The organism is Sabulibacter ruber (assembly GCF_017355955.1).
Lineage (GTDB): Bacteria > Bacteroidota > Bacteroidia > Cytophagales > Hymenobacteraceae > Nibribacter > Nibribacter ruber_A.
The window spans coordinates 64,479-76,743 of the sequence record NZ_JAFFID010000007.1 but is presented as its reverse complement, the minus strand read 5'-3'; the positions used below and the strand labels follow the sequence as shown (position 1 = coordinate 76,743).

7 protein-coding genes are annotated in these 12,265 nt (G+C 50.1%); 3 read left to right on the top strand and 4 right to left on the bottom strand.

All coding sequences use genetic code 11. The features are described from left to right. Positions 1 to 110: 110 nt before the first annotated feature. Positions 111 to 1,139 carry a ferrochelatase gene (hemH, locus tag JT719_RS23465; protein ID WP_207436208.1) on the top strand — a complete coding sequence of 343 codons (1,029 nt, stop codon included), beginning with the start codon at positions 111 to 113 and terminating at the stop codon, positions 1,137 to 1,139. A 211-nt stretch (positions 1,140 to 1,350) separates the two neighbouring features. Here hemH and JT719_RS23460 read toward each other — a convergent pair whose 3' ends face one another. Next, positions 1,351 to 1,932 (bottom strand): LOG family protein, encoded by a 582-nt coding sequence (locus JT719_RS23460; RefSeq protein WP_207436207.1) that lies wholly within the window; start codon positions 1,930 to 1,932, stop codon positions 1,351 to 1,353. Between the two features lie 419 nt (positions 1,933 to 2,351). Next, on the bottom strand, positions 2,352 to 3,830 hold the full coding sequence (proS, locus tag JT719_RS23455; RefSeq protein ID WP_207436206.1) for a proline--tRNA ligase: 1,479 nt from the start codon (positions 3,828 to 3,830) through the stop codon (positions 2,352 to 2,354). Positions 3,831 to 4,033: 203 nt separating this feature from the next. On the opposite strand from proS, the gene JT719_RS23450 reads away from it, so the two are divergent. Together JT719_RS23450 and JT719_RS23445 are read left to right on the top strand one after the other, a co-directional pair. Beyond that, the gene (locus JT719_RS23450) at positions 4,034 to 5,158 is read left to right on the top strand and encodes a hypothetical protein (protein WP_207436205.1); all 1,125 of its coding nucleotides are present in this window, start codon (positions 4,034 to 4,036) and stop codon (positions 5,156 to 5,158) included. Between the two features lie 24 nt (positions 5,159 to 5,182). After that, a complete protein-coding gene (locus tag JT719_RS23445) occupies positions 5,183 to 6,667 on the top strand; it encodes an OmpP1/FadL family transporter (protein WP_207436204.1) in 1,485 nt (494 codons plus the stop codon). 120 nt (positions 6,668 to 6,787) lie between these two features. Here JT719_RS23445 and JT719_RS23440 read toward each other — a convergent pair whose 3' ends face one another. Both JT719_RS23440 and lpdA read right to left on the bottom strand, forming a co-directional pair. Beyond that, complete coding sequence (locus JT719_RS23440) at positions 6,788 to 10,636, bottom strand: DUF7619 domain-containing protein (protein WP_207436203.1); 3,849 nt, start codon at positions 10,634 to 10,636, stop codon at positions 6,788 to 6,790. A 146-nt stretch (positions 10,637 to 10,782) separates the two neighbouring features. Further along, entirely contained in the window at positions 10,783 to 12,186 is a 1,404-nt protein-coding gene (gene lpdA, locus JT719_RS23435; RefSeq protein ID WP_207436202.1) for a dihydrolipoyl dehydrogenase, read from the bottom strand. Positions 12,187 to 12,265 lie beyond the last annotated feature (79 nt).

Here is a 12,265-nt window from a genome sequence, read left to right as displayed (position 1 = left end):
CCTTCTCTATACCTCATTGTTATTATCTATAGGAAAATGATGGATATCATTTATTTGGCCCGTGCCAACTGCTTCGCAAATCTGTATCTTTGTAATTCAATAGAAAGCGTATGAAAAGTGGTGCCACTGGCAAAACAGGAGTATTATTAGTGAACCTCGGCACGCCGGACTCTCCCAGCGTGCCGCACGTGCGCAAATACCTGCGCGAATTTTTATTAGACAAACGGGTGCTGGACATTGCGGCCCCTTCCAGATATATGTTGGTGAACGGGGTCATTGCCCCTTTCAGAGCGCCTAAATCAGCGAAAGTATACGCTCAGCTCTGGACCGAGCGCGGTTCTCCCCTGCTCTTCCACGGCTTGGATCTACAGCGGCTGGTGCAGGAGAAACTGGGCAAAGACTACCACGTGGCGTTTGGCATGCGCTACCAGAGCCCCAGCATTGAGAATGCCCTGAGAGAGCTGCAGGAAAAAGTAGTGGACCGCATTGTGGTATTGCCGCTGTTCCCGCAGTATGCCTCGGCCAGTACCGGCTCTGTGCAGGAGAAGGTAATGGAGATTGTCAGCAAGTGGGAAGTGATTCCAGATATTAAGTTCATCAGTACGTTCTGCAATCACCCCGGCTTTATAGGCACTTTTGCCGAGATCGCCCGCGCCCACATGGCCAAGCGCGACTATGACCATTTCGTGTTCAGCTACCATGGTTTGCCGGAGCGTCAGATTCTGAAGGCCAGCACCAAAGGCTACTGCCAACTGGGCGTTTGCTGCAACACGTACCACAGCCGTAACCGCTACTGCTACCGGGCTCAGTGTTTTGAGACCTCGCGCCAATTGGCCAAAGCCCTGAACATCCCCGAGGACAAGTACACAGTTTCTTTCCAATCTCGTTTAGGAAAAGATCCTTGGCTGCAACCTTACACCGATTATATCCTGAAAGACCTGGCAGCCGCCGGTGTGAAAAGCGTATTGGCCTTCAGCCCAGCCTTTGTGGCCGATTGCCTAGAAACCACCATTGAAGTGGGCAAAGAGTTCAAGGAAGAGTTTGAGGCCGCCGGTGGCGAGCACTGGCAACTGGTAGAGAGCCTGAACACGCACCCGAGCTGGATCAATGCCGTTACGCAGATGATAGAGGAAGCCTAGAGCAGGATTCTCTGAGCAGGATTTTCTGGATTAATTTGATTTTCTGGATTGAATTAGCTGGGTAAAAAAATAAGAAGGCGTTTTGGGACTGTTTTTACATAAACATCCCAAAACGCCTTCTTATTTTAGCTGGCACGAGACTTCTGCTTCTAGCCAAAGGCCCTTCACCGGCTTAATTCTGAAAATTATTTTAATCCAGAAAATCCTGCTTTTAGATGCGCTTGAAGTCTACCCACTTCTCGGTGATTACGGGGGAGTGGTTCAGGATTTGGTCAAGTAGTGCAGGGCCTTCGTCAGCGATGATCAGGTTGTTGCGCTGCTCGGCTTTCAGGAAACCTTCAGTGACGGCCTGGTCCAGCATCTGCAGGAACGGATTGAAGTAGCCGTTCACGTTGAACAAGGCCGCTGGCTTCTGGATGATTTTGAGTTGGTTCCAGGTCACAATCTCGCAGAACTCATCAAACGTCCCGAAACCGCCGGGCATGGCCACGAACGCATCAGACTCAGCGGCCATCAAAGCTTTCCGCTCGTGCATGGTCTGCACCACGTGTAACTTGGTTAGTCCGGCGTGCGCCACTTCCATGTCTACCAGGCTCTGCGGAATCACGCCCACCACCTCACCGCCACCGGCCAGCACCGCATCGGCAATGACGCCCATCAGACCCACTTTGCCGCCGCCGTACACCAGCCGGATGCCCTTCTGGGCGAACAAGGTTCCTAAGGCCTGGGCGGCTTCACGGTAAACAGGATTATGGCCGCTGCTGGCCCCGCAAAAGATGGCGATGCTTTTCATGGTATATCGGGTAAATGGGTTAAGGCACAAAAGTACGAAAGTGCAGGAACAGCCTTTGTTCTTCGGCTTGTGTTTTGAAGGTTCTTTTCTGAAAACAGCCTGAAAATGGCTCTACATATCCTTGCAAGGATAGGTAGCGTCGTTACACCGTAACGACGTGTTTCCACGCAGCAACGCAGGTGCTCACCTGTCCAGCTCATCACCTTGCAACACTAGCCTACGCAATGATTTAGGGTTGATGGAAGAGAGGGATTCCTGTTTCATAGAACCACGTCGTTACGATGTAACGACGCTACATTTTTGATCTAATTTCCAGAAACTAAGCCCTAAACAGAAACGGGAGCCACTTACGCGGCTCCCGTTTTATTCACAGAAAGAGAAGAGACATTTGCACATCTCCTCGCTCCAAAATCATCCAATTAGTACGCTCTGGCGAAGTACACGCGGCGCTTGGAAGGTTGGCCGGTCACCATATCTACGCCGTCTTCCTCCGGTGAATCTAGCGCAATACAGCGGATGGTAGCTTTGGTTTCTTCTTTGATGCGTTCTTCGGTCTCGGGCGTGCCGTCCCAGTGGGCCAGGACAAAGCCCGGTTTCTCGTCCAATACGCGCTTGAACTCCTCGTAAGAATCCACTTTGGTGGTGTTCGCTTCGCGGAAGGCCAGGGCTTTCTGGAAGATGTTTTCCTGGATTTCGTCCAGCAAGGCAGGCACGTAATTCACCAGGTCATCAAACTGCTGAGAGCTTTTCTCTTTGGTGTCGCGGCGGGCTACCTCGGCGGTGCCGTTCTCCAGGTCCCGACCACCGATGGCGATGCGCACCGGCACGCCTTTCAGCTCCCACTCGGCAAATTTAAAACCTGGGCGCTCGGTGTCGCGGTCATCGTATTTCACGGAAATGCCTTTGGCTTCCAGTTGCTTTTTCAGGGCCAGAACCTTCTCAGAGATCTGCGCCAGCTGCTCCTCGCCTTTGTAGATAGGCACAATCACTACCTGGATTGGGGCCAGTTTTGGAGGCAGCACCAGACCTTCATCATCGGAGTGGGCCATAACCAGGGCTCCCATCAGGCGGGTACTCACGCCCCAGGAGGTTCCCCACACGTGCTCCAGTCCGCCTTCTTTGGTGGCGAATTTCACGTCAAACGCCTGCGCGAAGTTCTGGCCCAGGAAGTGCGAGGTACCAGCCTGCAGCGCTTTTCCGTCTTGCATCAGGCCTTCAATACAGTAGGTCTCAATGGCCCCGGCAAAACGTTCATTGGGCGTTTTTTTACCGCGTACTACCGGCAGGGCCAGGAAGTTCTCGGCAAAGTCGGCGTAGACGTGCAGCATTTGCTCGGTCTCGGCAATGGCTTCTTTCTCGGTGGCGTGCGCGGTGTGGCCTTCCTGCCACAAAAATTCCGCAGTACGCAGGAACAGGCGGGTACGCATTTCCCAGCGCACTACGTTAGCCCACTGGTTAATGAGCAACGGCAGATCGCGGTAGCTCTGTATCCAGTTTTTGTACGTATTCCAGATGATCGCCTCAGACGTAGGGCGTACAATCAGTTCTTCTTCCAGGCGGGCATTAGGGTCAACGCGCAGTTTGCCTTTCTTGTCTGGATCGGTTTGCAGGCGGTAGTGGGTAACCACGGCACATTCCTTGGCAAAACCCTCGGCGTTCTGCTCTTCGGCCTCAAACAAACTCTTGGGCACAAATAGGGGGAAATACGCGTTGGAATGTCCTGTTGCTTTGAACATATCATCCAATATGCGCTGCATCTTTTCCCAAATAGCGTACCCGTAAGGCTTGATCACCATACACCCGCGCACGGCCGAGTTTTCGGCCAGACCGGCCCGCTTCACTAACTCATTATACCAGAGAGAATAATCCTCACTTCGTTTAGGCAACCCTTTGCTCATTTTTTGTATCTTTGATAAAGAAGAAATATATAGCGAAACTTGAATAAAACGGCATAGATTTTGCTTATTTTCTTGAGCGATTCCATACCTTTTCGGCTCAAAAATACGTTAATATATCTGAATAGAAACGTTGGCGAACCGGATACTCGTGTTATTGGGTTTCGTGAATTGATCTAGCATCCATAACCAACTACTATACTCCCATGAAATATATTACCAATAAGCTGCTTATACTGCCGCTGCTGGGTTTCCTGGCTGCAGGGTGTAGCACATCTTCTAACTTGCAGACCAGCGAGACAGACGATGTGTACTTCTCTTCCTCAGACAAAGTCACCTACGTAGATCCGGTGGAGGAGCAGACCACCGAAGACGTTGCCTCCCCCGATGCTGGCGATGATGCCTCCCGCGACATTTCTGAGCGCGTGAGCGATCCTGAGACCTACGCGCAAAACACCCGCCGGAACAACACGCCGTACCAGTATTCTTACTATGACGCACCGTTCGGGAATCCGTTCTACGCGTATGCCTCGCCTTTTTACTCTCCGGGCCGCTACTACTCAAGAGCCGTGATGATGGACCCATGGTTAGACCCTTGGTATGATCCGTTCTACGGCCCTAGCATGGCTAGCCTGGCTATGTATGATCCGTTCTGGCCCAGACCAGGTTTGTCTATTGGTATCGGTCTTGGCTTTGGGCGTTACTATAACCCATGGGGCTACGGTTACGGCTATGGCTACAATCCTTACTACAACCCGTACCGTTACGGCTACTATGACAACTACTACGGTGGCGGTGGTCGTGTGATTGCCAACCGGGTGGCCTATGGTCGTCGTGATGACAGAAGCTCTAACACGGCGGGTCGTAATCCAAATATCTCCCGTGACGGACGTGCCAGCGTTGCCGCTCCTGCTTCCAGCAGATCTGCCAATGCAGTGGTAGGCGGTACAGAAGGCAGAACCCGTTCTTCCAGAGCCGCCGCCAGCCAGGCGCAGACAACCACAGACGGAACCGAGCAACCGCGTCGTCGCAGACAGATTGCGTATCCTCAGCCGGGCAGCCAGTCTACCGAGGGAATCAGCGTTCCTGACCAAAGCAGAAACTCCACCAGCACCGGCCGTTCTGAGAGCACTCAGCCAACCAGAAGATCCCGGTCCATTGATTACACTCCTGCCCCTAGCAGATCTTCTGAAACCCGCACCCGTTCCTATGAACCTGCTCCAAGCCGGTCTTCATACGAGCCTAGCCGTTCCTATGAGCCAAGCCGTTCTTCTGGCGGTGGAAGCAGCAGCGGAGGTAGTTCAGGTGGTGGCCGCAGAGGCAGAAACTAACCCCCTCTTTTTTCAACACACTACATGAAACGATATAGCTTTCTTTTGGCCTGCCTGGCGTTGCTAGGCAGTGCCGGAAAGAGCTTTGCCCAAAATGAGGTAGATGCTCTTCGTTATTCCCGCACTGAGTTTGGCGGAACCGCCCGCACCATGGGTATTGGTGGCGCCAACGTGGCCCTTGGTGGCGAAGCCGGTAACCTTTCCAGCAACCCAGCCGGTCTAGGTTTGTTCAGACGTTCTGAAATCACGGTTTCCGCGGGAATTAACTTCAATGAAGTAACCAGTACGGTGTATGGCTCTGAGGCCATGAACAACCGCAATAACCTGAACATCCCTAACCTTTCCGCCGTGTTTGCCACCCGCAAAGCAGATGACGAGGAAGGTGACTGGCGGTCCAGCTCTTTCGGGGTTGGTTTTACCCGGCTCAACAACTTCAACCAGCGTACTTTCTATCGGGCCACTGGCCCGTTGGAAAACATGAAGTTTGGCGAGTATGCCGCCCAAAGAGCCAATGCGTTTGGCCTCACGCCAAACTCTCTTCAGGAACTGGCTTACGAGACTTATCTGATTGATCAGGAAGACGACGGATATTACATCTCTCCCAATCTGGTAGCCACAAACCCTTTTGAGGAGAACATTCAGTCTGATGGGGCTCAGAACCAATGGGACTTTGCCTATGGGGCCAGCTTCCGCGATAAGTTGTTTCTGGGTGCCTCTGTTGGTTTGACCACTTTACGCTTTAAACAGACCAGAATCTACCGGGAAGAAAACCCGGCTACCGATATCACCGACTTAACGCTTAGAGATGAGCTTACCACAGAAGGTACCGGCCTTAGCCTGAGAGTAGGTGCTATCTATAGACCCAATGATGCCTTACGGCTAGGGTTCTCCGTGCAGACCCCAACCTGGTACACCCTGACCGACCAGTTCAACACCAGCTTGGCGGTGAACTTCAACCAGGCGCCAGATGACAATGCATCTCTGAACCAGTTCTTCGCGGCAGACCCGGGTGAGTATGAGTACAACATCACTACTCCGTTCAGAGCTACCGGGGGCGCAGCAGTATTCTTAGGCAAAAACGGTTTCATCACCGCCGATGTAGAGTACGTTGACTATACCAGCGCTCGTCTGGATTCTGATGATTCTTTCCAGAACGAAAACCAGGCCATCAAGAACCTGTATGACAAAACCCTGAACTACCGCTTAGGTGCCGAGGCCCGCTTTGATGTGTTCAGAGTGAGAGCTGGTTACGCTCTGTACGGTGATCCTTTCAAAAACAGCGACGTAAACCAGGCCAAGACTTTTGTGACCGGAGGTGTGGGAATCAGACAAAATAACTTCTTCGTTGATGCCGCTTTGGTGTACAGCAAATACAACAGCGTGTACACCCCTTATGTGAATACTGAGTTTGATGACGAAAACTCTGAGTTCTACAACGTCACCACCCCAACTGTGGTGAACAAGCACAAAAACACTAACTTTGTGGCTACGGTAGGCTGGAACTTCTAGTCTCTGTTTCGGGGCTACTTTCCTTGAAAGAGCTCTAAAACAAAAAGAGAAGGCCTCTCTTAAATGCAGGAGAGGCCTTCTCTTTTTTATCCCTTTCAGGCAAGAACCGAATTTACGGCATCAAAGCTTCACAAACTTATACCTCAGCACTTCTTTTCCTAGTCTAACCTCTAAGACATACATGCCAGGTACCAGGCTAGTCACGTCTAGGGTTTTCTCCAGAACCGTCAGGTTTTTCTCGGCCTCTAAGCGCATCACCTCTACTCCCAACTGACTTCTAACCGCAAACTGTACCTGACCCGTGGCATTAGAGGAGAAGGTTAAGAAAAGCTCCTCGGGAACAGGATTAGGTTGAACCTTGAGCTCTGAAGCAGCCAACAGGATGCTGTGCTTTAGATTCTCACTTATTGATATGCAGCCATTAGTAACCGTTTGCACCTTATAGAAGCCCGAGTTCTTCGCCACTAGTTTCTGCACTCTTGAATTCTGCATGGGTTCATTATTGAAAAACCACTGGTAACTGTCTGCCTGCGGAGCCGCTAAGGTGTCCCCGTTTACAACAAAATCTATCTTTTTAGGCTGTATTCTTACCTCCACTGCCATAACTGGTCCTTCGCACCCATTAATGGTTTGGGTAGCATAGAGTGTGGCACTACTTGTCACCGATGGGGTAAATTGATTGCCGGCAGCAATCTTCTGTTGTCTGGCAGCATCTGAATACCAGGTTATGTTGGCCCCTGTCGCCACCAAAGGCATCAAGGCATCGCCCTCACACTGCAATGGCACCTCCGCAATCACTGGGGAAGAGGGCAATTGGTACCTGAAGATTTTCACCTGGCTGCTGGAGATCTTTTTACATAAAGTGATGGTCCACTCCAGGACCGTCTCACCATACCCAATGGCCTGAACGGCAGAGTTAGGATTTCCAGGGTCTGCAATAAAGGCCTGGCCGCTAACTACTCTCCATTTACCAACTCCTTTGGCAGGTATGTTTCCCTGCAAGACAGCCTGACTAGTTTCACATAGGCTAATGTCGCTTCCGGCTCTGGAAATAGTGGGTTCCTCTATTCCGCAATCAGTCACCGCAACCGCCACGGGTGAAACAAGCACTGTATCTCCTATGATGTTGGTGACTTCATTGGTAGCGATAGGGCTGTTAAAATCAAAATAGTTATGGGCGGTGTTTTTGATCACGGTTCCTTTGGAATTGCCGGGATTCTGCGCAATAGAGAACTTCACAAACCCATGGCTGCCCGGCTCATTTGTTTTATGGTCTGGCAGGTTGATGTTTTTAAAGGTGAACGTCACTACGGGTTTGCCCTTGCCTGTTACCGTATAGGTAAAAGGATGCGAGGCCGAGCCCACCCGCAATGAAGCGATATCCAGATGCTCGCTAATGGTGTCTTTCACTACCACATTATACGCCACATCTGTACCAGTATTCTGAAAACGGATTAAATACTCCAACTCATCTTCGGCTTTGATGTAGTGGCGTGAAGAAATTCCTTTGGGGCTCACCTGTTTGTCATTGGGATCAAAACTATCCAGAATCTCTAAGCAGGAAATATCCACCTCGGCATCGGCATCATCCTGGTAGAAATCATCAATGGGCAAGGGCATCGCCATGGATGGATGATTGGCCGGGATGTTAGTTGGCTGCAAACTTATAGTTGGCCGGCTTTGGCCGGGATGGTGTGGCACCTGGTCTGCCTCTAACCGGTAAGTGACTACCTGGGCCGGAATCTCCAGGGTAGTAGAGGCTCCTTTCCTGAGCTTTACCTTTCCTTCCTTCACCAAAGCAGCGTTCGCGTACACCCGATATCCTGTGCTATCAGCCATATCACCAACCCCTTCATTGAAAATGGTAAATTCTGCCGTCTGCTGCTGATTGGTGAAGTTGGCCGCAAGTGATACGCTCGCCTGATTCCACTCCTGGCTCTGGGGAGTACAGGAGTTACGAGGAGTGATAAACGCTTTCACGCACTGGCTCAACCCCCTGATGGTTTCATCTCCGCAAATGGTAGAATCTGCAATGGTAAAACTTTTGCGCTCACCTGGCTTCAGGGTGCCTACTTCAAAAATCAGCGCAGAATCTTGCCGGGCTACCCAAGGCAAACTACTGCTGATGGGCACTACATATTTTGGGTAAATGACTTTGATCTTGACGTTATGGGCCGCTGCGGTGCCCTCATTGGTGTAAGTAACGGTGGTATTGCTTCGGAAGCAGCGTCGGCGGCGGTCAGCGGCTATATCAATTGTGATTTGAGAACACTCTAGTACCTCTGTGCCAAAGTTTAAGTTCTTGACTTCACTCAGGTTTTCAGAAGTAGTAACTGTTAACGCAGGACTACACACCTGCCTAATTGCTGTTTTTGAAGTTTGGCTAAACAAAGGTGATATCCGGTACTTTCCGGGTTCTAACCGAATTGAGTACTCCCCTAAACTGTTAGTAATCCCATAAAAATCACCGGGTACCGCTTTTACCAATACGTTTGCAAAGCCTTGTTCATTCTTGTCAAGCCTACAGTTCCCATTTTTATCATTGAACACTCTACCACTTACTCTTGTGGCCTGGGCACTACTGCTATCAATGAGATGGGTGATGAAGATGTCATCCAAGCCAGCCCCCTGCAGCAATCTGTTTTCAACCAATAGCCTGTCTTTGAACGTACCCGCAAATACTAGTTCTTTCTGGCTGGGATTGAAGGCTATTTCGGGCTGTTCTCCAAAGTAATTTACCAGCCAGGCCTTTTCCCCGAGAAGGCTTATTTTGCTTAGAAATATGTCTTGGACAAGGTTGGTAGGAGCCGTACCAAATATAGTGTCTTTTTCAGTGATAATGCCTCCCGCAAAAACACCCGACAGGTAGAGAGCATTATTGCCATACACCAATTCAGTAGGCTGTATAAAGCTGTTAAACTCCCCTTTCTTAACACCTGCTATTTTGGTTGCCCAAGTGGCTTTCCCAGTGGGGTCAAACTTTAACAAAATGCAGTTACCCGCATTAGAACCTTCAATCCGAACGTCATCTACCTGGACTGCATTTACCCGAATATCAGAGGTGGCACTGATAGCAAGGTAGATGTTATTGGTATTGTCAAGTACTAATCCCCCGTTATCCATGGTATAAAAGATAAAGGGAAGTGCCTTTGCCCACACCACCTTTCCTGATGCGTCTTGTTTGGAAATAAATTGGGTGGTTAAAAATGGATTAGACGCATCTTCCGGTTTAGCTCCCTCCATTGTAAATTCATTCAAAGTGGCCCTGCCAAGAAATGCCCCTCCGGTGACTACGTTTCCTTCACTATCTAGCTTTACATCCAGGTACTGTAAATTGTAGTTAGGCGAGCTTTTAAACCAAACAACTTCTCCTTCTGACGTAAACTTTCCAAGAAAGTCTCTCTCTGATGTTTTTGCCGGCACATTCAATGGCAGGGGTATTCCCATGAAATTATCGCCAAAGAAGGAGCCAACTACATAGATGTTACCTTCTTTGTCAATAGCTAAGCTTTTGCCTCTCCCTCCTGTAAACCCATTGCCGTTGAATTCCTTTTGCCATTTCACATTCCCTTTGCTGTCAAGTTTAAGAAGGGAAAAACTGAAAACCTGTGCGTCTGCTCCTTGCCCAACAACAACTACGTTGCCCTCTGCATCAACTGCCAGGTCTGTGTACCTATGATCAAGACTGCTGTTCCCATCGTCTTTAACCCATACTGCTTTTTTGTCTTTCCCGTATTTTGCAATAAAGCCTCCTTTTTTCCGCTGTGCGATACCATCAAAAGCTGCACCATTACTTCCTCCAATATGCCCGACAACATATGTCCAGCCGTTTGCATCTACCACAACTTTTGCAGGGTAGTCATAGCTTTCTGAACCTATGGATTTCACCGAGGAAACTATCTGCGCCTGCGCAGGGCTAATTAAGCAGCACAAAATAAATACAAACGCCTGCAGTAAGAGGTGCTTCATATAAAGGATTAAATATTGTATTGAAGTAAACTATAGTACAAGATTAATGTAAATCTAACAAGAGTTGACAATTTTCTGTACCCCTAAATACAAAAGCCCAGCCGTTTGATTCGGCTGGGCTTTTGTATTTAATTATTTAAAGAACTTTAGATATGAATAGCTCTGTTCTCAGTAGCGGCTAAACAGGCTTCTTTCATAGCCTCTGTATACGTTGGGTGCGCGTGGCTCATGCGGGCGATATCTTCTGCAGAAGCCCGGAACTCCATAGCAACTACCGCCTCCGCGATCATGTCTGCGGCACGTGGCCCGATCATGTGCACGCCCAGGATTTCATCTGTCTGCGCATCTGCCAGTACTTTCACGAAGCCATCGGTGTCCATAGACGCTTTGGCGCGGCCCGAGGCTTTGAATGGGAACGAACCTGCTCTGTATGCAACACCTTGCGCCTTCAACTGCTCCTCAGTGAAGCCTACACCCGCCACTTCTGGCCAGGTGTATACCACACCCGGAATCAGGTTGTAGTTGATGTGCGGCTTCTGGCCCGCCATGATCTCAGCGACCAGTACCCCTTCTTCTTCGGCTTTGTGTGCCAGCATAGCACCGCGTATCACGTCACCAATGGCGTAGATGCCCGGCACGCTGGTTTGCAGATGGTCATCTACGGCAATCATGCCGCGCTCGCCCAATTGTACCCCGGCATTCTCCAGACCCAAGCTTTCGGTATAAGGCTTACGGCCAACTGATACTAAGCAGTAGTCCCCCTCAAATGTGACGGTTTGACCTTTAGGAGACTCAGCGGTTACTACTACACCTTCGCCTTGCACTTCGGCCCCGGTCACTTTGTGCCCGAAGAAGAACTCAAAGCCTAAGGTCTTTTTCAGCACACGCTGCAATTCTTTTCCAAGAGAACGGTCCATGGTGGGAATGATGGCATCGGTATACTCCACTACAGACACCTTCGCGCCTAAGCGGGCGTACACAGAACCTAACTCCAGCCCAATCACCCCACCGCCAATTACGATCAGGTGTTTTGGTACTTCTTTCAAGGTCAAGGCCTCAGTAGAAGTGATAATGCGGTTCTTGTCTACGGGCAGGAATGGCAGGTTGATAGGCTTAGAACCCGTCGCGATGATGGTTTTCTCCGTCTCAATCTGCTGCTCGGCACCGTCTTGCCCGGTGATTTTGATGGTGTTTTTGTTCACGAAAGAGCCAAGGCCGTTGTACACGTCTACCTTGTTCTTTTTCATGAGGTACGCAATGCCGTCATTGTTAGACTTGATCACGTCACCTTTGCGGGCAATCATCTGCTCCAGGTTCACTTTGAGGTTATCCAATTCAATGCCGTGCGTCTTGAAGGTATGCGCGGCATTGTGGAAGTGCTCAGATGAATCCAATAAAGCTTTAGACGGAATACAGCCTACGTTCAGGCAGGTACCGCCCAGTACTGAATATTTCTCAATAATGGCTGTTTTCAGGCCCAACTGCGCACAGCGGATAGCGGCCACGTAGCCTCCCGGTCCTGAACCGATTACCGTTACATCGTATTTCATGATTCTTCTTTTTATGTGAAGAAAAGGCTCCGTACCCACTTACAGGAAGCAGCACAGAGCCTTTTCGTTTTTAACTTAT

Excerpts from the sequence above, each read along its gene's own strand:
- proS (WP_207436206.1), bottom strand. The coding sequence starts at position 3,830 with ATGAGCAAAGGGTTGCCTAAACGAAGTGAGGATTATTCTCTCTGGTAT.
- JT719_RS23440 (WP_207436203.1), bottom strand. The coding sequence starts at position 10,636 with ATGAAGCACCTCTTACTGCAGGCGTTTGTATTTATTTTGTGCTGCTTA.
- JT719_RS23445 (WP_207436204.1), top strand. The coding sequence starts at position 5,183 with ATGAAACGATATAGCTTTCTTTTGGCCTGCCTGGCGTTGCTAGGCAGT.
- lpdA (WP_207436202.1), bottom strand. The coding sequence starts at position 12,186 with ATGAAATACGATGTAACGGTAATCGGTTCAGGACCGGGAGGCTACGTG.
- JT719_RS23460 (WP_207436207.1), bottom strand. The coding sequence starts at position 1,932 with ATGAAAAGCATCGCCATCTTTTGCGGGGCCAGCAGCGGCCATAATCCT.
- hemH (WP_207436208.1), top strand. The coding sequence starts at position 111 with ATGAAAAGTGGTGCCACTGGCAAAACAGGAGTATTATTAGTGAACCTC.
- JT719_RS23450 (WP_207436205.1), top strand. The coding sequence starts at position 4,034 with ATGAAATATATTACCAATAAGCTGCTTATACTGCCGCTGCTGGGTTTC.